This is a genomic window from Pseudomonas sp., from assembly GCF_050739935.1.
Lineage (GTDB): Bacteria > Pseudomonadota > Gammaproteobacteria > Pseudomonadales > Pseudomonadaceae > Aquipseudomonas.
In genome coordinates, this window is record NZ_JBOICF010000123.1 from 20,472 (window position 1) to 40,791 (window position 20,320).

Sequence of the window (20,320 nt, forward strand, 5' to 3'; positions counted from 1 at the left end):
AACTGATTATTCAGCTTTCAGACCATCAGCCGAAACGGCTTTTACGCCTTTGATTTTCTTGGTGATAGCGACTGCGGTGGTTTTTTGCGCTTCGGTAACAGCGACGGTTGACGACAGGGAAACCACGCCTTTGTTGGTTTCGACCTTGATATCAGAGCCTGGAATGCCTTTCTCGGTCAGCAGATCGGATTTGACCTTGGTGGTGATCCAGGTATCGGAAGTGGCTTCTTTGGTTTTGGTGACTTCGCCTGCAGCTACCATCATCGGAGCTTGAGTAGAGGTTTGAGCCATGGCGACGTTAGCCAGGGTCAGAGTCAGAGCAGTGGCGGTAGCGGCAGCGATAGCGAACTTCTTCATACGAGTAACTCCTGTTTTTCTCAGAATCTGCGCCAACCTCGTTGGCTGCAGGGTTACTGGTATATCGCAAGCGGTGTGCCAAACTCCCTTCCGATATTATCCCTATATAAATCAATGAGTTAATCAATAGTGGATCCCGCTCGGTCGTGCAGATTGCCCGTTTACGGAAAGTTCCGCTTGCAAGATGCATGTTCCGGCCGCGCGACAAAGCGTCGCTCGACCCATAAGCCATTAATTACAATCAAAAAAAAAGGCCCCTAAGGGCCTTTTCCATGCAGCTTGGGCAACGTGCGATTAAACGCCCGAAGCCTTTGCAGCCGCCACGTCTTTGATCGACAGTTTGATACGGCCGCGGTTATCGACGTCCAGTACCAGCACTTCGACTTCCTGACCTTCTTTCAGCACATCGGTCACCTTCTCTACGCGAGCGTCGCTCAGCATGGAGATGTGAACCAGACCGTCTTTGCCCGGCAGGATGTTGACGAAAGCGCCGAAGTCGACGATACGCTCAACCTTACCGACATAGATCTTGCCGATCTCAGCCTCTGCGGTGATACCCAGAACGCGCTGACGTGCTGCTTCAGCCGCTTCCTTGGTTTCGCCAAAGATCTTGATCGAGCCGTCGTCTTCGATGTCGATCGAAGCCTTGGTTTCTTCGCAGATAGCGCGGATGGTCGCACCACCTTTACCGATGACGTCACGAATCTTGTCGGTATCGATCTTCATCGCGATCATGGTCGGAGCGTTTTCCGACAGCTCGGTGCGCGACTGACCGATGATGTTGTTCATCTGGCCGAGGATGTTCAGGCGAGCTTCCAGAGCCTGGCCCAGGGCAATCTCCATGATTTCTTCGGTGATGCCCTTGATCTTGATGTCCATCTGCAGCGCGGTGACGCCGTTGGCGGTACCGGCCACTTTGAAGTCCATGTCGCCGAGGTGGTCTTCGTCACCCAGGATGTCGGTCAGGACTGCGAATTTCTCGCCTTCCTTGACCAGACCCATGGCGATACCGGCAACCGGCGCCTTCATCGGCACACCGGCGTCCATCAGTGCCAGAGAAGCACCGCAGACCGAAGCCATGGAACTGGAACCGTTGGACTCGGTGATCTCCGATACAACACGGATGGTGTATGGGAACGCGTCAGCGGCAGGCAACATGGCCTGAACCGAACGACGGGCCAGGCGGCCGTGACCGATTTCGCGACGACCAGCGCCACCCATGCGACCACACTCGCCCACCGAAAACGGAGGGAAGTTGTAGTGCAGCATGAAGGGGTCTTTCTTCTCGCCTTCGAGGGTGTCGAGCAGTTGCGCATCACGCGCAGTACCCAGGGTGGCCACGACCAGCGCCTGAGTTTCACCACGGGTGAACAGTGCCGAACCGTGGGTCTTCGGCAGAACGCCAACTTCGATGTTCAGCGGACGCACGGTGCGAGTGTCACGACCGTCGATGCGCGGCTTGCCGTTGACGATGTTTTCGCGAACGGTGCGGTATTCGATTTCGCCGAAAGCTGCTTTGACTTCGGAAGCAGACGGGCTGCCTTCTTCAACAGCCAGCTTGGCAACGATCTGATCCTTCAACTCGCCCAGGCGCGCATAACGGTCGGCCTTGACGGTGATGGTGTAGGCCTCGGAGATGGCGGCGCCGAACTCGGAGCGGATAGTGCTCAGCAGCTCAGTAGCTTCAGCCTTCGGAGCCCAGCTCCAGGTAGGCTTGGCAGCTTCGGCAGCCAGCTCTTTGACAGCCTTGATCACCGACTGGAATTCGTCGTGGGCGAACAGTACGGCGCCCAGCATCTGGTCTTCGGTCAGCTCTTTGGCTTCGGATTCAACCATCAGTACCGCTTCTTCGGTACCGGCAACGACCATGTCCAGGCTCGACGCCTTCAGTTGTTCGTAGTTCGGGTTCAGCAGATAGCCGGTGCTTTCGTGGAAAGCTACGCGAGCGGCGCCGATCGGGCCATCGAAAGGAATACCGGAGATTGCCAGAGCGGCCGATGTACCGATCATCGCAGCGATGTCCGGATCGGTTTTCTTGCTGGTGGAAACGACAGTGCAGACAACCTGCACTTCGTTCATGAAGCCTTCAGGAAACAGCGGACGGATCGGACGGTCGATCAGACGCGAGGTCAGGGTTTCTTTCTCGGAAGGACGGCCTTCACGCTTGAAGAAACCGCCTGGGATCTTACCGGCAGCGTAGGTTTTTTCTTGGTAGTGAACGGAAAGTGGGAAGAAGCCTTTGCCGGCGTCTGCTTGCTTGGCGCCGACCACAGTCACGAGCACGGTGACGTCGTCGTCAACGGTGACCAATACTGCACCAGAAGCCTGACGGGCGATGCGGCCTGTCTCCAGGGTTACGGTCGATTGACCGAATTGAAACTTCTTGATTACCGGGTTCACGGTTTCCTACCTTCTTTGTGGCTCTTGGGGGAACTGGTTTCTTGCGAATTCTTGGGCAGCGAGGGGAATCGGACCCTTCGGCAGTCCAGATAAAACTAGAGGCTGGGAGCCTGCCAGGATACGCCGGATAAAACCGTCGAATCCTGACAGACAACCAACCTCTCGCAACGTCGTTATTAGCGACGCAGACCCAGACGACCGATCAGGGCGCTGTAACGGCTAACGTCCTTACCTTTCAGGTAGTCCAGCAGCTTACGACGCTGGTTTACCATACGGATCAGGCCACGACGGGAGTGGTGGTCTTTACCGTTGGCCTTGAAGTGGCCTTGCAGTTTGTTGATGTTGGCGGTCAGCAGTGCAACTTGCACTTCTGGCGAACCAGTGTCACCAACAGCTTGCTGGTAGTCGGTTACGATCTGAGCTTTTTCTTCAACGCTGAGTGCCATGTGGGCATTCCTTTTATCAGGAAACCGCTCCAGAGAGAGGTTTCAACAGGCCGAGAGCAGACTCTCGTATTAAAAAATGAGGAGTGACCGTGCCTGTTAACAGCCACCCTCTCACCGCCATGTCAGCAAACCTGTCACGACGGCTCCGGTCACTCTGACCGAATCAGTCGACGCGGCGCAACGCGCCCGTCTTCACTCACTTCACCTATCCCGATGAAGCGTCCTTCATGATCCTGCACCCGCACCATGCCAAACTTCGGCGCATCCGGGGCCCGGACTGGCTGACCGTGCAACCAGTAAAACGAACTGTGCTCTGAAAACTTCAGCAAAGGCCAGTCCTGCAAGCCGCTGTCGGACGGCATTAGGAAGCGATCGACTGCTTCATTGCCGCCTTCAGCGTGCACCGCTTCCAGCTCTTCCAGCGTTACGGTCTGCGCAAGAGTGAAAGGGCCCGCCTGCGTGCGACGCAACTCGGCAACGTACGCACCGCAGCCGAGTTTTTCACCGATATCCTCCACCAGGGTACGAATATAGGTGCCTTTGCTACAGTCGACGGCCAATCGAGCGGTCTCGCCTTCGCTCGCCAATAATTCCAGGCGCGCAATAGTAACAGAACGCGCTTCGCGCTCCACCACTTCCCCTGCGCGAGCCAACTTGTACAACGGCTGGCCATCACGCTTGAGGGCGGAGTACATCGGTGGTATCTGACTGATTTGCCCACGAAAATCAGGCAGCACAGCTTCGATATCGGAGCGACCAACGGTTACCGGACGAGTTTGTAACACTTCGCCTTCGGCATCAGCTGTGGTGGTGGTCTTGCCCAGCTGCATCAGGGTTTCGTAACCCTTGTCGGAATCGAGCAGGTATTGGGAGAACTTGGTCGCCTCGCCGAAGCACAACGGCAAAACGCCAGTGGCCAATGGATCGAGGCTACCGGTATGGCCGGCCTTTTCCGCATTGAGCAACCAGCGAACCTTCTGCAAAGCGGCGTTGGATGTGAAACCCAATGGCTTGTCGAGCAGGATGATGCCGCTGACGTTGCGGCGGATACGCTTGACCTGGGCCACGCCGTTATTCCTCCGAACCGTCTTGCTTGGCAGAGGGTTCGTGCTGACCGTCTTCGGCCACCGCGCGCTCGATCAACGCCGACAGATGCGCACCACGAACGACGCTTTCGTCGTAATGGAAGTGCAGCTGAGGCACGCTGCGCAGCTTCATTTCCCGCGCCAGTTGCATGCGCAGGAAACCGGCTGCGGAATTGAGCACCTTGATGCTCTGCGCGATATCTTCGGCGTTGTCCTGCCCCATCACGGTGATGAAAATCTTCGCGTGGCCCACGTCACGGCTGACGTCGACTGCGGTGATGGTGACCAGGCCCACACGCGGGTCCTTCACTTCGCGACGAATCAGCTGAGCCAGCTCGCGCTGCATCTGATCGCCGATACGTTGGGTACGGCTGTATTCTTTTGCCATGTCTTGTTACCTGTCACTGACCTGTGGCAAAAGCCACACGGTCTGAAAGCGGCAAACGCCCGGCCTGGCAGAAGCCGGACCGGGCGTTGCGTTTAGAGTCCATGACGGGCGCTGCGCATTTGCATACGACGACAGCCATGACTCCTGAAGCTCGCGATTTAGAGGCTGCGAGCCACTTGGACCTTCTCGAAGACTTCGATCTTGTCGCCGACCTTGACGTCGTTGTAGCTCTTGACGCCGATACCGCATTCCATGCCGGCACGCACTTCGGAAGCGTCATCCTTGAAGCGGCGCAGGGATTCCAGCTCGCCTTCGAAGATAACGATGTCTTCACGCAGTACACGGATCGGACGGTTACGGAACACAACGCCTTCGATGACCATGCAGCCGGCAATCGCGCCGAACTTCGGCGAACGGAACACATCGCGAACTTCGGCAATACCCAGGATGTTCTCCCGGACGTCGCTGCCAAGCATACCGGTGAGGGCTTTCTTGACGTCTTCGATGATGTCGTAGATGACGTTGTAGTAACGCATATCCAGACCTTCCTGCTCGACAATCTTGCGCGCGCCAGCGTCAGCACGCACGTTGAAGCCGAACAGAACAGCGTTGGAAGCCAGCGCCAGGTTGGCATCGCTTTCGGTGATACCACCGACGCCGCCGCCCACTACACGTACTTGTACTTCGTCGTTGCCCAGGCCATTCAAGGCGCCCTGCAAAGCTTCCAGAGAACCACGGACGTCGGATTTGAGGACGATGTTGAGCGTCTTCTTCTCTTCCTGCCCCATGTTCTCGAAGATGTTTTCAAGCTTGCCGGCGTGAGCACGGGCCAGCTTGACTTCGCGGAACTTGCCTTGACGGAACAGAGCTACTTCGCGGGCTTTCTTCTCGTCAGCCACAACGCTCATCTCGTCGCCAGCGTCCGGAGTACCATCCAGGCCGAGAATCTCGACCGGGATGGATGGGCCGGCTTCCTTGATCGGCTTGCCGTTCTCGTCAAGCATGGCGCGAACGCGGCCATAGTTGGAGCCGACCAGAACCATGTCGCCCTGACGTAGCGTACCGTCCTGAACCAGAACGGTCGCAACCGGACCACGGCCCTTGTCCAGGCGCGATTCAACTACAACACCGCGGCCAGGAGCCGATGGAGTGGCACCCAGTTCAAGAACTTCAGCCTGCAGTAGGACGGCTTCAAGCAGCTCGTCGACACCGGTACCGACTTTTGCCGAAACAGGTACGAATGGCGTATCGCCGCCCCACTCTTCGGACGTCACGCCGTGGACCGACAGCTCACTGCGAATGCGGTCCATGTCAGCGCCAGGCTTGTCGATCTTGTTCACGGCCACTACCAGCGGAACACCTGCGGCCTGTGCGTGTTGCACGGCTTCGATGGTCTGCGGCATCACGCCGTCGTCAGCAGCGACAACCAGAATCACGATATCGGTCGCCTTGGCACCACGAGCACGCATTGCGGTAAACGCGGCGTGACCAGGAGTGTCGAGGAAAGTCACCATGCCACGATCGGTTTCCACATGGTAAGCACCGATGTGCTGGGTAATACCACCGGCTTCACCCGCGGCAACCTTGGCACGACGGATGTAGTCGAGCAGCGAGGTCTTACCATGGTCAACGTGACCCATGACGGTTACGACCGGCGCACGAGGAACCGTCTCACCTTCGAACTTCAGCGACTCGGCCAGGGAATCTTCCAGGGCGGTATCGCTGACCAGGGTCACCTTGTGGCCCAGTTCTTCGGCGACCAGCTGGGCAGTTTCCTGGTCCAGTACCTGGTTGATGGTGGCTGGAGTGCCCAGCTTGAACATGAACTTGATGATTTCAGCGGCCTTGACCGACATCTGTTGAGCGAGATCGCCCACAGTGATGGTCTCGCCGATCTTCACTTCACGAACCACAGGGCCGGTAGGGCTCTGGAAACCGTGAGCATTGCGCTTCTTGAGCTTGGCCTTGCCACGACCACCACGACGGAAGCCATCGCTTTCTTCGTCGGTAGTGCGTGGAGCGACGCGCGGAGCCGGAGCCTTTTCCTTGACCGAGGCACGATGCGGAGCATTTTTGCGCTCACCATCACCACCGCCGCCGCGACGATTGTTATCGTCTGCACGTGGCTTGTCCGGACGACGAGGTTCGTCGCGCTTACGGGCATCGGCAGCTGGAGCGGGTGCAGCGGCAGGCGCCTGCCGGACAGGTTCGGCAGCCACTTTCGGAGCCTGTTCGGCCGCAGGTGCGCTTGCCGCCACTGCGTCGGCAGCTTGCGGAGCAGGAGCAGGCTGGCGGCGCGCTTCTTCTTCGGCACGCTGACGGGCTTCTTCTTCAGCCTTTTGACGAGCGGCATTTTCTACCGCACGACGTTCTTCCTGCTCACGCTTACGCTCGGCTTCGATTTCTTCCGGGCTGCGCTGTACAAAGACTTTCTTCTTACGCACTTCAACGCTGATGCTTTTGCTGCCAGCAACGCGCAGGGTACTGGTGGTCTTACGCTGCAAAGTGATCTTGCGCGGTTCTTCCACCTTAGCCTTGTGGCCGCTTTTCAGGTGCGTCAACAGGGCTTGCTTTTCGTTATCGGTCACAACTTGCTCGGCGGCGGTGTGCGGCAGACCTGCCTCACGCATCTGCTGTAACAGGCGCTCTACCGGTGTGTCGACCGTTTTGGCCAGTTCTTTCACCGTGACTTGCGTCATGCACTTCTCTCCTCAGGCCGCATCTACTTACTCGAACCAATGGGCTCGGGCGGCCATGATCAACTTGCCGGCACGATCATCGTCAATGCCGTCGATGTCGAGCAGATCGTCAATAGACTGCTCGGCCAGGTCTTCGCGGGTAATTACGCCGCGCACCGCCAGTTCCATCGCCAAATCCTTGTCCATACCCTCAAGCGAGAGCAGGTCTTCGGCCGGATGGGCGTCTGCCAGCTTTTCCTCAGTAGCGATGGCTTTGGTCAACAAACGATCCTTGGCGCGAGCACGGAGCTCGTTGACGATGTCTTCGTCAAAGCCGTCGATGTTGAGCATTTCTTCCAACGGTACGTAGGCAATCTCTTCCAGGCTGGTGAAGCCTTCGTCTACCAGTACCTGAGCAAGCTCTTCGTCGACTTCCAGCTCGTCGATGAAGTTGCGCAGGATGTCACCGGTTTCCGCTTGCTGCTTGGCCTGGATGTCCGATTCGGTCATCACGTTCAAGGTCCAGCCAGTCAACTGGCTCGCCAGACGCACGTTTTGACCACCGCGGCCAATCGCCTGGGCCAGGTTGTCTGCGCCTACAGCGATATCCATGGCGTGGGCGTCTTCATCAACGATGATCGCTGCCACTTCGGCAGGCGACATGGCGTTGATGACGAACTGTGCCGGGTTGTCGTCCCACAGCACGATATCCACACGCTCGCCGCCCAACTCGCCGGAAACAGCCTGGACACGCGAACCGCGCATGCCGATGCAAGCGCCTTGCGGGTCGATGCGTTTGTCCTTGGAGCGAACTGCGATTTTTGCACGCGAACCAGGATCACGGGAGGCAGCCATCACCTCGATGAGACCTTCGGCAATTTCCGGAACTTCAATCCGGAACAGCTCGATCAGCATTTCCGGCGCTGTACGCGACAGAATCAACTGAGGACCACGGTTTTCAGTGCGGATCTCTTTGAGCAATGCACGAACGCGGACACCAACGCGGAAAGTTTCCCGGGAGATGATGTCTTCACGCGCCAGCAGAGCTTCGGCATTGTTACCCAAGTCGACGATGACATTGTCACGCGTAACTTTTTTAACAGTGCCGGAAATGATTTCGCCCAGACGCTCACGATAAGCGTCTACGACTTGAGCGCGCTCGGCTTCGCGAACTTTCTGCACAATGACTTGCTTGGCAGTCTGAGCAGCGATACGGCCGAACTCGATGGACTCGATCTTTTCTTCCACGACGTCGCCAACATTGGCGCCCGGATGAGTTTCGGCGACCTTGCTCGGCCAGGTTTCGATGGCCGGATCATCAAGATCGTCTTCTTCAACGACTGTCCAGCGACGGAAAGTCTCGTATGCACCCGTGTGGCGATTGATTTCCACACGAAGGTCAACTTCGTCTTCAAAACGCTTCTTGGTGGCCGTGGCCAGAGCAATCTCAAGCGCTTCAAAAATCACACCGGCCGGTACGCCCTTTTCATTGGATACCGACTCAACAACCAGCAGTACTTCTTTGCTCATCGTACGCCTCGCCTTTCGCAAGCCATTGGATCCGCGGGATCCGCGTCTCAGTCAAACGTGGGAATAATGTTGGCTTTGTCGATCAGATCGATCGGCAACAGGTATTCATGGTCATCCACTTGCACCACGACATCCTGCTCCTCCACCCCGCGGAGAAGGCCTTGAAAGTTGCGTCGACCATCGAAGGGCGAACGCAGCTTTATCTTCACTTGTTCCCCGGCAAAGGATGCAAACTGCTCGATCGTGAACAGCGGGCGTTCCATGCCAGGAGAAGAAACTTCGAGCGTATATTCGGAGCTGATCGGATCTTCTACGTCCAGAACACCGCTGATCTGACGGCTGACGATGGCACAATCGTCCACCAGCACGCCGCCCTCTTTATCGATATAAACGCGCAACATCGAGTGACGACCCTGGGCCGAAAACTCGATACCCCAGCATTCATAGCCAAGGGCCACGACCACCGGGGCCAGCAACGCCTGCAACTGTTCTAGCTTGCTCGACACCTGAACCCCCTCGTGCATGCTGTGCAAATAAAAAATGGGCAAAGCGCCCATCATGAAAAACGCCGTTGAACAGCGGCGTAATAAAGTGTCCAGCTAACAAAAAGCCCCTGAAAAGGGGCTCCGCTAAAACTGGTTGCGGGGGCTGGATTTGAACCAACGACCTTCGGGTTATGAGCCCGACGAGCTACCAGACTGCTCCACCCCGCGACAAAGCTGGGGCGGAAGTATACGACCGATCCCGATTTGGGTCAATCCGACACGTCCACCTACAAGAAAGCCCGCTACTGCGGGCTGACTTGTTAATTGGTACCGAGAAGGGGACTCGAACCCCTACACCCTATGGGCACAACCACCTCAAGGTTGCGTGTCTACCAATTCCACCACCTCGGCATTACAACTCTTTTGCAGCCCCAATATCGACTGCGAATCCTGTGTTACTTCTGTTCTGGAGCGGCAGGAACATCAGCTGGAGCAGCGGCTGGTTTCTGTTGTCCTTCCAGGACCGGAACATCATCTGTCGCCGGTTTTTGTTTCACTTCCAACACTGCTGGATCTGGCAAACCTACTTGAGTCAGCTGGTGAGCTTTCTCTTTAGCAAAGTAACCTAACCCCAAGCTGGTTATGAAGAAACAGGCGGCAAGTATAGCAGTAAACTTACTAAGAAAGGTAGAGGAACCTTGGCCTCCGAAGACAGTATTTGATGCACCTGCTCCGAACGACGCGCCAGCGTCCGCACCTTTACCCTGCTGCAGCAATACCAGAGCGACAACGCCCAGCGCACCCAGCAGATGAAGAACGACTACGACTGTTTCCAGCATTTTTTCAGTTTCCCGCGGCGCGAATGATCGCACCGAACTCATCTGCATTCAGGGAAGCTCCACCAATGAGCCCCCCATCGATATCCGGCATGCCGAACAGTTCGACCGCATTGGCCGCCTTCACGCTGCCGCCATATAGAAGCCGCACACCTTGCGCGACTTCAGAATTCTCTTTCGCCAACTGCGCACGAATGGCTGCGTGCACTTCCTGCGCCTGTTCCGGCGAGGCCGTCAGTCCGGTGCCAATGGCCCAGACCGGCTCGTAAGCAATTACCGCATTCACGAAAGCATCGATACCCAGCTCTTCGATGATGCTGTCGAGCTGCTGCCCGACGACTTCAAGCGTTTTACCTGCCTGGCGCTGCTCGAGTGTTTCACCAATGCACAGCACCGGCGTAAGACCGCTTGCCTGAGCTGCCGCGAATTTGCGGTTAAGGACTTCATTGCTTTCGCCCATGATCTGGCGACGCTCCGAATGCCCCACAAGCACCAGCTTGCAACCTGCATCGGCCAGCTGAGTCGGCGAAATCTCACCGGTCAGCGCACCCTGCCCTGCTTCATGTGCGCTATTTTGCGCACCGACCGAAATCGAATGCCCTTCCAGGCAATCGACGACGAAGCCGATATGAAGACTTGACGGAAATACCGCCACATCGACATCGCTCGGGAGGACCATGTTCGCAAGGCCCTCGACCAGCTCAGCGACGCTGGCGCAGGTACCGTGCATCTTCCAGTTACCAGCTACCATAGGGCGACGCATGCTGTACCTCGTCGGTCAAAGTGGGCGCAGATGTTACCCAACAGTTTCAACACTGGCAAGCCGAAATCAGGCGCAAACTTCAGCAACCAGTTTTGCCAGTTCATCGGCATAGCCGGCGACCAAGGTTTCGTCCTCGCCTTCGACCATGACGCGCACCAAAGGCTCTGTGCCCGACTTGCGCAACAGCACACGACCACGACCGCCCATGGCCGCTGTCACCCGAGCACAAGCCTCCTTGACCGCAGGGTGTTGAACCGGGTCCACACCGCCACCTTCGAAGCGCACGTTGACCAGCACCTGCGGGCATTTTCTCAAACCCTGGCGCGACTCGGCCAGGCTCTGTCCCGAACGTTTGAGCGCCAACAGCACCTGCAGCGCGGCAATTATCGCATCGCCCGTGGTGGTGTGCTGGAAGCAGACGACGTGACCGGAGTTCTCGCCCCCCACCTGCCAGTTACGTTCCAGCAGCTCGGCAATGACGTAACGGTCGCCGACATTGGCTCGCACGAACGGGATATTAAGATCCGCGAGTGCAAGCTCCAGTCCCAGGTTACTCATCAGAGTGCCGACAACGCCCCCTTGCAGACTTCCGCGCTCATGCAGATCACGGGCAATGATGTAGAGCAGCTCGTCTCCATCGACGATCGCGCCGGTGTGGTCGACCATCAGCACGCGATCGCCATCCCCATCGAAGCCGATACCCAGATCAGCCTTTTCGGCAATGACCGCGGCCTGCAGGTTGCCCATGTGCGTCGAGCCGCAACCGTCGTTGATGTTCAGGCCATTCGGTGCAGCGGAAAGAACAGTGACCTTTGCACCCAGTTCCCGGAACACATTTGGCGCGACTTTGTAGGTCGCACCATGTGCACAGTCAACAACCAGCTTGAGGCCGGCGAAATCAGTGCTGGTCGGCACGCTGCTCTTGCAAAATTCGATGTAACGGCCAGCCGCGTCGTTGATCCGCGACACCTTGCCGAGCTTTTCCGACTCGGCAACCGTCATTGGTGTATCTAGCAACTCTTCGATCATCATCTCGATCTCGTCCGGCAGCTTGGTGCCCTGGCCCGAGAAAAACTTGATGCCGTTGTCGTGATGCGGGTTGTGCGATGCGCTGATCACGATACCTGCTTCGGCGTGGAACGTGCGGGTCAGATAGGCGATCGCCGGCGTCGGCATCGGGCCGAGCAGCATCACGTCGGCACCTGCGGCGGACAGGCCAGCCTCCAGCGCGGATTCGAACATGTAACCAGAGATGCGCGTGTCCTTGCCGACCAGGATTCGGCAGGCGCCCATCTTGCGAAACGCCATGCCGGCCGCCCAGCCAAGCTTGAGCATGAAATCGGGAGTAATCGGGAATTGACCGACACGACCGCGAATGCCGTCGGTTCCGAAATATTTTTTCTGGGTCATGGGTGCTCCAACCTTTTTATTTTGCCGATTCGACGGCGGCAATCATCCGCACTACGTCGACAGTTTCCGCAACATCATGTACGCGCAAAATTCTGGCGCCCTGGATCATGGCCATCGCGGCCAGAGCGAGCGCACCGTAAAGGCGCTGGTCGACAGGCTTGTCGAGCACCTTGCCAATCATGCTTTTGCGCGATACACCGACCAGCAATGGCCGGCCCAGCACATGCAAAGCTTCCATATGCTTGAACAGGCTCAAGTTGTGGTCGAGCGTCTTGGCAAAGCCGTAGCCGGGGTCCAGGATAATCTTTTCGGCTGCGATACCTGCAGCACCGCAAACATTCATTCGCTCGCCAAGGAACGAAGTTACCTCGGCCACCAGATCGTCATAACGCGGATCGTCCTGCATGTCAGTAGGCTCGCCGCGCATATGCATCAGGCAGACGGGCAACCCGGTCGCAACAGCAGCATCCAGCGCACCGTCACGACGTAGCGAACGCACATCGTTGATCAGGCCCGCACCGAGTCGCGCCGTCTCGCGGATGACCGCTGGTGTCGAGGTATCCACTGAAATGATCACATCGAGTTCGCGGCTGATCGCTTCGACAATCGGCGCAACGCGCTCCAGCTCTTCGACCGGAGATACGGCGCGAGCCCCGGGACGGGTGGACTCACCGCCAACGTCGATCAGAGTCGCCCCTGCCGCAACCATCGCTTCAGCGTGGCTAAGGGCAAGATCGCGCTGGGCGAAACGACCACCATCGGAGAACGAATCTGGAGTGATATTAAGGATTCCCATGACGTGAGTCCGGGATAAATCAAGAACCCGGTTGCCGCAAGGCAACCGGGTCGGGTACAGCGCAGAAGTCATGTCAGGCCTTAGTGGTCAGCAGCGGGACCGCCGATCGGTGTTTCCGGGCGAGGACCGACCGGAGCGGTTGGCGTGCCGGAAGCACCGGAGCCGCCTTCCCAATCACGAGGTTCGCGAGGGGTACGGCCCGCCATGATGTCATCGATCTGCTCGGCGTCGATGGTTTCATACTTCATCAGCGCGTCGGCCATTGCGTCCAGCTTGTCGCGATTGTCAGTAAGAATCTGCTTGGCCGTGCCATAACACTGGTCGATGATACTGCGAACCTCCGAGTCGATAAGACGTGCGGTATCACCCGACAAGCTGGCGTTCTGACCGCCGCCGCCACGACCGAGGTAACCGCCATCTTCGTCTTCGGAATACATCAACGGACCAAGTTTCTCGGAAAGGCCCCATTTGGTGACCATGTTCCGGGCAATCTGGCTTGCTCGCATGATGTCGTTGGACGCACCGGTGGTGACACCATCGAAGCCCAGGGTCATCTCTTCCGCGATACGGCCACCGTACAGTGAGCAGATCTGACTGATCAGCGCACGCTTGGACAGGCTGTAGCGATCTTCCTCGGGAAGGAACATCGTCACACCCAACGCACGACCGCGCGGAATGATCGACACCTTGTAAACCGGATCATGCTCAGGCACGACGCGACCAACGATAGCGTGGCCTGCTTCGTGATAAGCGGTGTTCTGCTTCTCTTTCTCGGACATGACCATGGATTTGCGCTCTGCGCCCATCATGATCTTGTCTTTGGCCAGTTCAAACTCTTTCATCTCGACGATGCGCTTACCCACGCGAGCCGCAAACAGCGAGGCTTCGTTGACGAGGTTAGCCAGGTCCGCGCCCGAAAAACCGGGAGTCCCACGAGCGATGACGGCAGCATTGACGTCGTCACCCATCGGCACTTTGCGCATGTGCACTTTCAGAATCTGCTCGCGACCGCGAATATCCGGCAGACCAACCACGACCTGACGGTCAAAACGACCAGGACGCAGCAGCGCAGGGTCAAGAACGTCTGGACGGTTAGTTGCAGCGATCACGATGATGCCGTCATTCATTTCAAAGCCGTCCATCTCCACCAGCAACTGGTTGAGAGTCTGCTCACGCTCATCATGACCGCCGCCCATGCCGGCGCCACGATGGCGGCCCACGGCATCGATTTCGTCGATGAAGATGATGCAAGGCGCGTGCTTTTTGGCCTGTTCAAACATGTCGCGGACGCGGCTTGCGCCGACACCTACGAACATTTCTACGAAGTCGGAACCGGAAATGGTGAAGAACGGCACTTTCGCTTCGCCAGCGATAGCCTTGGCGAGCAACGTCTTACCGGTGCCTGGAGGACCAACCATCAGTACGCCGCGCGGAATACGACCGCCCAAACGTTGGAATTTGCCCGGATCGCGGAGGAACTCAACCAGTTCACCGACCTCCTCCTTCGCTTCATCGCAGCCTGCGACATCAGCCAAGGTGGTCTTCACCTGATCTTCAGAGAGCAGACGCGCCTTGCTCTTGCCGAAACTCATCGGGCCGCCCTTGCCTCCCGCGCCCCCTTGCATCTGGCGCATGAAGAACATGAAAACGGCAATGATGACCAGAATCGGGAAGCTCGCTACCAGCAACTGAGTCCAGATGCTCTGCTGCTCCGGCTGCTTGCCTTCGATAACGACATTGTTGTCGACCAGATCACCAATCAGACCGTTGTCCTGAATCGCCGGACGAATGGTCTTGAAGGTATCGCCGTCGCTGCGTTTGCCCGTGATGACGTAACCGTCCACGGCAACCTTCTCGACCTTGCCATCCTTCACTTGCTGGATGAACTCGGAATAGTTGAGGGTCTGCGGCTCGTTCGGGCTGGAGAAGTTGTTCATCACAGTCACGAGGACCGCAGCGATGATCAACCACAGGATCAAATTCTTTGCCATATCGTTCAATTAGCTACCCTCTGAAGCAAGCTCCACGCTGGAGCGTGCCTCGCATGATATTCACCGGCCTAACTTACTACAGATCCTACAGGTGCGGCAGGCGGCGTCTGTAACCCTTTGTGAAACTTTGACCACGAGATGTTCGTTACGCTTCATGAATAAAGCCATTTAAAAAAAGCTATTGCCCTTACTCGAAATCGCCCGGGGCCTCATAACCGCCTTTAAAACCGCGGCCTAGAAGGTACTGCTCGCGAGAGCGATCACGGGAGGACAGAGGCTTACGCATCTGTACCTTGTCGAACATTTTGCGAACTTCCTTGTGGTATACATCGAAGCCTTCACCTTGAAAGACCTTGATCAAAAAATCACCACCCGGACGCAGAACCCGACCCGCTAGGTCGAGAGCCAACTCACAAAGGAACATGGCGCGCGGCATATCCACGGCGCTCAATCCACTCATATTGGGGGCCATATCGGAAATCACAAGGTCTACTTGCGTATTACCGATCGCCGTCAGAATTTCCTTGAAGACGCCATCCTCGGTGAAGTCCCCTTGAATAAAGGTCACATCGGGGATGCTGTCCATCTCAAGAATGTCGGATGCGATCAAGCGACCTTTACCACCAATCAGACGACTGGTCACCTGCGACCAGCCTCCCGGGGCTGCGCCAAGGTCGACAACCGTCATGCCAGGACGAATGATTTTGTCTTTCTCCTGGATCTCCAGAAGCTTGTAGCTGGCACGGGAACGGTAGCCATCTTTCTGTGCCATTTTGACGTACTTGTCGTCGAAATGTTCTCTCAGCCAGTTATGGCTGCTCTTGGAACGCTGCGCCACGGGGCACCTCGATGATATGCGTCGTGATTAACTGGGCGGAGCCACGGGCCCTCGGGTAAAATGGCCGCCAATTTTACAGAATCAGACGAAAAGGGTCAGATTATGCCGCTCACTAACGAGCAGAAGAAACAGTACAAATCCATTGGACATGACCTGAAGCCGGTCCTGATGGTTGCCGGCAACGGTCTGAGCGAAGGCGTGCTGGCCGAGCTGGACCGTGCTTTGGTGGATCATGAACTGATCAAGGTTCAGATCAAGCTGGAAGACCGCGACGAGCGCCGCGCCGTGATCGACGAACTTTGCAAACAGGGTCGCGCGGAACTGGTACAGACCATCGGCAAGATGGCGCTGATCTACCGCAAGAATCCCCAGCCTAACAAACAACTGTCGAACATTCACCGCTACAAATAAGCATGCCCGCCAGGGCGCGATTCGCGCCCTGACCGGAGCCGGCACAACACCGGCAAAATCAGGACAGCAACCCGCGGCAATATCGGAAATCTGCTCGCAGAACCCAGCCTGTCAGCGGATACCACCCGCCAGGATGGCATCCGCAGTCCCGATCACACGTGCTTGACCTCTACGATCTCGTACTCGATCACACCGCCAGGCGTTTTCACTGAAACCACATCACCCTCTTCCTTGGCGATCAAGGCGCGGGCGATTGGCGAGCCTACGGAAATCTTGCCCAGCTTGATGTCCGCCTCATCCTCACCAACGATCTTGTAGGTCACGCGCTCGTCGGTATCGACGTTGGCGATTTCCACGGTGGTGCCGAAAATCACCTTACCGGTGTGCGCAATCGTTGTGACATCAATGATCACAGCGTTCTGCATGCGACCCTCGATGTCACGAATACGTGCTTCGACCATACCCTGCTGCTCGCGGGCAGCATGGTATTCGGCGTTTTCCTTCAGGTCACCCAACTCGCGAGCCGTGCCGATGTCCTGGCTGAGCTTGGGACGGACGACCTTGGTCAGGTGGGCGTGTTCGTCTTCCAGGGCTTTGGCGCCCTGGACGGTCATTGGGTACTTGATCATGCTTTCAATCCTGCATGTAGATCCTGCAAGCGACGCACGGTTTTTTCAGGACCGAACTTCAACGCTTCACAGATGGCCTCGCCCGCAGCAATGGTAGTGGTGCAATAAATCTTATGCTGCAGGGCGTTACGACGGATGGAGTAGGAATCCGCGATGGACTGGCGACCTTCGGTGGTGTTGATGATCAGAGTGACTTCGTCGTTTTTGATCATGTCGACCACGTGAGGGCGGCCCTCGGTCACTTTGTTCACGCGGCGAACTTTCAGGCCCGCAGCTTCGATAAGACGCGCAGTACCGGCGGTAGCGACGATTTCAAAGCCCAGCCCGATCAGGTCACGCGCGACGCCAGCCACCAATGGCTTGTCGTCGTCACGCACGCTGATGAACGCGGTGCCGCCGGTAGGCAGCACTTCGCTGGCACCCATTTGCGCCTTGGCGAACGCTTCGCCGAAGGTGTCACCAACCCCCATGACTTCACCGGTGGACTTCATCTCTGGCCCGAGGATCGGGTCAACGCCAGGGAATTTGGCGAATGGGAACACTGCCTCTTTCACGCTGTAGAAGTTCGGAATGATTTCCTTGGTGAAGCCCAGCTCCTTCAGGGTTTTACCGGCCATGACGCGGGCCGCGATCATCGCCAGGGAAACACCGATGCACTTGGACACGAACGGCACGGTACGCGAGGCGCGCGGGTTTACTTCAATGACGTAGATATCTTCGCCCTGAAGGGCCAGCTGCACGTTCATCAGACCGACGACGCCCAGCTCAAGAGCCATCTTCTTGACCTGTTCACGCATTTCGTCCTGGATGTGGGCTGGCAGCGAGTACGGCGGCAGCGAGCACGCCGAGTCACCGGAGTGAACGCCCGCCTGCTCGATGTGCTGCATGATCGCGCCAATCACCACATCGGTGCCGTCGCAAACTGCGTCCACGTCCATCTCGATGGCGCAGTTCAGGAAGTGGTCCAGCAGCACCGGACTGTCATTGGACACTTGAACCGCTTCACGCAGGTAGCGCTTGAGTTCTTCTTCCTCGTAGACGATTTCCATCGCGCGGCCGCCGAGTACGTAGGACGGACGAACAACCAATGGATAACCGATCTTCGCCGCTGCACGAATCGCTTCGTCTTCGCTGCGCACGGTGGCGTTCGGCGGCTGACGCAGGTTCAAGCGTTCGACCATCTGCTGGAAACGCTCACGGTCTTCAGCGCGGTCGATGGCGTCAGGGCTGGTGCCGATGATCGGCACGCCTGCAGCTTCCAGGGCGCGAGCCAGCTTCAGCGGAGTCTGGCCACCGTACTGGACGATCACGCCCTTTGGTTTCTCGACGCGAACGATTTCCAGCACATCTTCCAGGGTCACTGGCTCGAAATACAGGCGATCGGAGGTGTCGTAGTCGGTCGATACGGTTTCCGGGTTGCAGTTGACCATGATGGTCTCGTACCCGTCGTCACGCAGCGCCAGTGCGGCGTGCACGCAGCAGTAATCGAACTCGATGCCTTGACCGATACGGTTAGGACCGCCGCCCAGGATCATGATTTTGTCGCGAGTCGAAGGGTTGGCTTCGCACTCTTCCTCGTACGTGGAATACATGTACGCGGTGTCGGTGGCGAACTCGGCGGCGCAGGTATCGACGCGCTTGTAGACCGGGTACACGTCGAGCTTGTGACGATGATTGCGCAGGTTTTTCTCGGTGACGCCCAGCAATTTGGCAAGGCGCGCGTCGGAGAAACCTTTGCGCTTGAGGCGGAACATCAGGTCGCGATCGATGGCCGACAGACCGAGGGTCTTGACCTTCTCTTCTTCCTTGATCAGATCTTCGATCTGCACCAGGAACCAAGGGTCGATCATGTTCATGCCGAAGATTTGCTCAACCGTCATGCCTGCGCGGAATGCGTCAGCGACGTACCAGATGCGCTCTGCGCCCGGAACAGTCAGCTCGCGCTTGAGGATGCTCGCGCTTTCGGGATTGCTCAGGTCGAGTTTCGGATCAAGACCGCTGACGCCCACTTCCAGACCACGAAGGGCTTTCTGCAGAGATTCCTGGAAGGTACGTCCGATAGCCATGACTTCACCGACCGACTTCATCTGAGTGGTCAGGCGCGCGTCGGCTTTGGCGAACTTCTCGAAAGCGAAGCGCGGCAGCTTGGTTACGACATAGTCGATGGAAGGCTCGAACGAGGCCGGGGTCTTGCCGCCGGTGATATCGTTCTGCAGTTCATCCAGGGTGTAACCCACCGCCAGCTTGGCGGCAACCTTGGCGATCGGGAAGCCGGTAGCCTTTGAAGCCAGGGCCGAGGAACGGGAAACCCGCGGGTTCATCTCGATGACGACCATGCGACCAGTGTTCGGGCAGATGCCGAATTGCACGTTGGAACCACCGGTTTCAACGCCAATCTCGCGCAGGACTGCCAGCGAGGCGTTACGCAGGATCTGGTATTCCTTGTCGGTCAGGGTCTGCGCCGGGGCTACAGTAATCGAGTCACCGGTGTGCACGCCCATCGGGTCGAAGTTTTCGATGGAGCAGACGATGATGCAGTTGTCTTTTTTGTCGCGGACAACTTCCATTTCATATTCTTTCCAGCCGATCAGGGACTCGTCGATCAGCAGCTCTTTGGTCGGCGACAGGTCCAGACCACGCGCGCAGATTTCTTCGAATTCTTCACGGTTGTAGGCAATACCGCCGCCAGTGCCGCCCATAGTGAAGGACGGACGGATGATGCACGGAAAGCCCAGCTTTTCGAGGACCGCGTTGGCCTCCTCCATGCTGTGGGCGATGCCGGAGCGCGGGCAGGCCAGGCCGATGGCTTTCATGGCCTTGTCGAAACGCGAGCGGTCTTCAGCCTTGTCGATGGTGTCGGCGTTGGCACCGATCATCTCTACGCCAAATTTCTCCAGAACGCCTTCGCGCTCCAGGTCCAGTGCGCAGTTCAGAGCGGTCTGGCCGCCCATGGTAGGCAACAGTGCGTCCGGGCGCTCTTTCTCGATGATCTTGGCGACGGTCGCCCACTTGATCGGCTCGATATAAGTGGCGTCGGCCATGGCCGGGTCAGTCATGATGGTGGCCGGATTGGAGTTCACCAGGATGACGCGGTAACCCTCCTCGCGCAGGGCCTTGCAGGCCTGGGCGCCGGAGTAGTCGAATTCACAGGCCTGGCCGATCACGATCGGGCCAGCGCCAAGAATCAGGATGCTTTTAATGTCTGTACGTTTTGGCATGGGTTGTCACTCGAATCCTGTGTCAGTCGGCAAGCCGTCTTGAACATTCTCTGAGGTGG

Annotated in this window: 17 protein-coding genes and 2 tRNA genes; 1 reads left to right on the forward strand and 18 read right to left on the reverse strand. The window is 57.5% G+C overall.

The genetic code is table 11. The features are described from left to right. Positions 1 to 6 precede the first annotated feature (6 nt). The 16 genes from ACRER8_RS24595 to rlmE all read right to left on the reverse strand — a co-directional run bounded on the left by ACRER8_RS24595 (position 7) and on the right by rlmE (position 16,003). Positions 7 to 357: a BON domain-containing protein gene (locus ACRER8_RS24595; protein WP_431748779.1), complete on the reverse strand. Its 351-nt coding sequence runs from the start codon at positions 355 to 357 to the stop codon at positions 7 to 9. A gap of 294 nt (positions 358 to 651) precedes the next feature. Further along, positions 652 to 2,757 carry a polyribonucleotide nucleotidyltransferase gene (gene pnp / locus ACRER8_RS24600; RefSeq protein WP_431748780.1) on the reverse strand — a complete coding sequence of 702 codons (2,106 nt, stop codon included), beginning with the start codon at positions 2,755 to 2,757 and terminating at the stop codon, positions 652 to 654. A 176-nt stretch (positions 2,758 to 2,933) separates the two neighbouring features. After that, positions 2,934 to 3,203: a 30S ribosomal protein S15 gene (gene rpsO / locus ACRER8_RS24605; RefSeq protein WP_002555121.1), complete on the reverse strand. Its 270-nt coding sequence runs from the start codon at positions 3,201 to 3,203 to the stop codon at positions 2,934 to 2,936. Between the two features lie 149 nt (positions 3,204 to 3,352). Next, a complete protein-coding gene (gene truB / locus ACRER8_RS24610; RefSeq protein ID WP_431748781.1) occupies positions 3,353 to 4,270 on the reverse strand; it encodes a tRNA pseudouridine(55) synthase TruB in 918 nt (305 codons plus the stop codon). 4 nt (positions 4,271 to 4,274) lie between these two features. Beyond that, positions 4,275 to 4,676, reverse strand: a complete 402-nt coding sequence (gene rbfA / locus ACRER8_RS24615; protein WP_431748782.1) for a 30S ribosome-binding factor RbfA — start codon at positions 4,674 to 4,676, stop codon at positions 4,275 to 4,277. 158 nt (positions 4,677 to 4,834) lie between these two features. Next, positions 4,835 to 7,375 carry a translation initiation factor IF-2 gene (gene infB / locus ACRER8_RS24620; RefSeq protein ID WP_431748783.1) on the reverse strand — a complete coding sequence of 847 codons (2,541 nt, stop codon included), beginning with the start codon at positions 7,373 to 7,375 and terminating at the stop codon, positions 4,835 to 4,837. Between the two features lie 27 nt (positions 7,376 to 7,402). Next, on the reverse strand, positions 7,403 to 8,884 hold the full coding sequence (nusA, locus tag ACRER8_RS24625; RefSeq protein WP_110951422.1) for a transcription termination factor NusA: 1,482 nt from the start codon (positions 8,882 to 8,884) through the stop codon (positions 7,403 to 7,405). A gap of 47 nt (positions 8,885 to 8,931) precedes the next feature. After that, on the reverse strand, positions 8,932 to 9,390 hold the full coding sequence (rimP, locus tag ACRER8_RS24630) for a ribosome maturation factor RimP (protein ID WP_199885276.1): 459 nt from the start codon (positions 9,388 to 9,390) through the stop codon (positions 8,932 to 8,934). Positions 9,391 to 9,520: 130 nt separating this feature from the next. Further along, positions 9,521 to 9,597 (reverse strand) — tRNA-Met (locus ACRER8_RS24635). 97 nt (positions 9,598 to 9,694) lie between these two features. Continuing rightward, positions 9,695 to 9,780 (reverse strand) — tRNA-Leu (locus ACRER8_RS24640). Between the two features lie 44 nt (positions 9,781 to 9,824). Beyond that, positions 9,825 to 10,208, reverse strand: a complete 384-nt coding sequence (gene secG, locus ACRER8_RS24645; RefSeq protein ID WP_110951420.1) for a preprotein translocase subunit SecG — start codon at positions 10,206 to 10,208, stop codon at positions 9,825 to 9,827. A 4-nt stretch (positions 10,209 to 10,212) separates the two neighbouring features. Continuing rightward, positions 10,213 to 10,968, reverse strand: coding sequence for a triose-phosphate isomerase (gene tpiA / locus ACRER8_RS24650; RefSeq protein WP_431748784.1), 756 nt, complete (start codon positions 10,966 to 10,968; stop codon positions 10,213 to 10,215). A 66-nt stretch (positions 10,969 to 11,034) separates the two neighbouring features. Continuing rightward, a complete protein-coding gene (gene glmM, locus ACRER8_RS24655) occupies positions 11,035 to 12,378 on the reverse strand; it encodes a phosphoglucosamine mutase (RefSeq protein WP_431748785.1) in 1,344 nt (447 codons plus the stop codon). A gap of 16 nt (positions 12,379 to 12,394) precedes the next feature. Then, a complete protein-coding gene (gene folP / locus ACRER8_RS24660; RefSeq protein ID WP_431748786.1) occupies positions 12,395 to 13,246 on the reverse strand; it encodes a dihydropteroate synthase in 852 nt (283 codons plus the stop codon). Between the two features lie 8 nt (positions 13,247 to 13,254). Continuing rightward, on the reverse strand, positions 13,255 to 15,165 hold the full coding sequence (gene ftsH, locus ACRER8_RS24665) for an ATP-dependent zinc metalloprotease FtsH (RefSeq protein WP_431748787.1): 1,911 nt from the start codon (positions 15,163 to 15,165) through the stop codon (positions 13,255 to 13,257). 187 nt (positions 15,166 to 15,352) lie between these two features. Further along, positions 15,353 to 16,003 carry a 23S rRNA (uridine(2552)-2'-O)-methyltransferase RlmE gene (gene rlmE / locus ACRER8_RS24670; protein ID WP_431748788.1) on the reverse strand — a complete coding sequence of 217 codons (651 nt, stop codon included), beginning with the start codon at positions 16,001 to 16,003 and terminating at the stop codon, positions 15,353 to 15,355. Between the two features lie 102 nt (positions 16,004 to 16,105). Between rlmE and yhbY the strand changes: the two genes are divergently transcribed. Continuing rightward, a complete protein-coding gene (gene yhbY / locus ACRER8_RS24675) occupies positions 16,106 to 16,414 on the forward strand; it encodes a ribosome assembly RNA-binding protein YhbY (protein ID WP_431748789.1) in 309 nt (102 codons plus the stop codon). 152 nt (positions 16,415 to 16,566) lie between these two features. Here yhbY and greA read toward each other — a convergent pair whose 3' ends face one another. Continuing rightward, positions 16,567 to 17,043, reverse strand: a complete 477-nt coding sequence (gene greA, locus ACRER8_RS24680) for a transcription elongation factor GreA (protein ID WP_431748790.1) — start codon at positions 17,041 to 17,043, stop codon at positions 16,567 to 16,569. Further along, on the reverse strand, positions 17,040 to 20,261 hold the full coding sequence (carB, locus tag ACRER8_RS24685; protein WP_431748791.1) for a carbamoyl-phosphate synthase large subunit: 3,222 nt from the start codon (positions 20,259 to 20,261) through the stop codon (positions 17,040 to 17,042). The genes greA and carB overlap by 4 nt, the downstream gene beginning before the upstream one ends. Between the last annotated feature and the right edge of the window lie 59 nt (positions 20,262 to 20,320).

Coding starts and splice junctions, on each gene's coding strand:
- nusA (WP_110951422.1), bottom strand. CDS start 8,884: ATGAGCAAAGAAGTACTGCTGGTTGTTGAGTCGGTATCCAATGAAAAG.
- infB (WP_431748783.1), bottom strand. CDS start 7,375: ATGACGCAAGTCACGGTGAAAGAACTGGCCAAAACGGTCGACACACCG.
- ACRER8_RS24595 (WP_431748779.1), bottom strand. CDS start 357: ATGAAGAAGTTCGCTATCGCTGCCGCTACCGCCACTGCTCTGACTCTG.
- yhbY (WP_431748789.1), top strand. CDS start 16,106: ATGCCGCTCACTAACGAGCAGAAGAAACAGTACAAATCCATTGGACAT.
- glmM (WP_431748785.1), bottom strand. CDS start 12,378: ATGACCCAGAAAAAATATTTCGGAACCGACGGCATTCGCGGTCGTGTC.
- rbfA (WP_431748782.1), bottom strand. CDS start 4,676: ATGGCAAAAGAATACAGCCGTACCCAACGTATCGGCGATCAGATGCAG.
- tpiA (WP_431748784.1), bottom strand. CDS start 10,968: ATGCGTCGCCCTATGGTAGCTGGTAACTGGAAGATGCACGGTACCTGC.
- carB (WP_431748791.1), bottom strand. CDS start 20,261: ATGCCAAAACGTACAGACATTAAAAGCATCCTGATTCTTGGCGCTGGC.
- secG (WP_110951420.1), bottom strand. CDS start 10,208: ATGCTGGAAACAGTCGTAGTCGTTCTTCATCTGCTGGGTGCGCTGGGC.
- rpsO (WP_002555121.1), bottom strand. CDS start 3,203: ATGGCACTCAGCGTTGAAGAAAAAGCTCAGATCGTAACCGACTACCAG.
- folP (WP_431748786.1), bottom strand. CDS start 13,246: ATGACTTCTGCGCTGTACCCGACCCGGTTGCCTTGCGGCAACCGGGTT.
- ftsH (WP_431748787.1), bottom strand. CDS start 15,165: ATGGCAAAGAATTTGATCCTGTGGTTGATCATCGCTGCGGTCCTCGTG.
- greA (WP_431748790.1), bottom strand. CDS start 17,043: ATGATCAAGTACCCAATGACCGTCCAGGGCGCCAAAGCCCTGGAAGAC.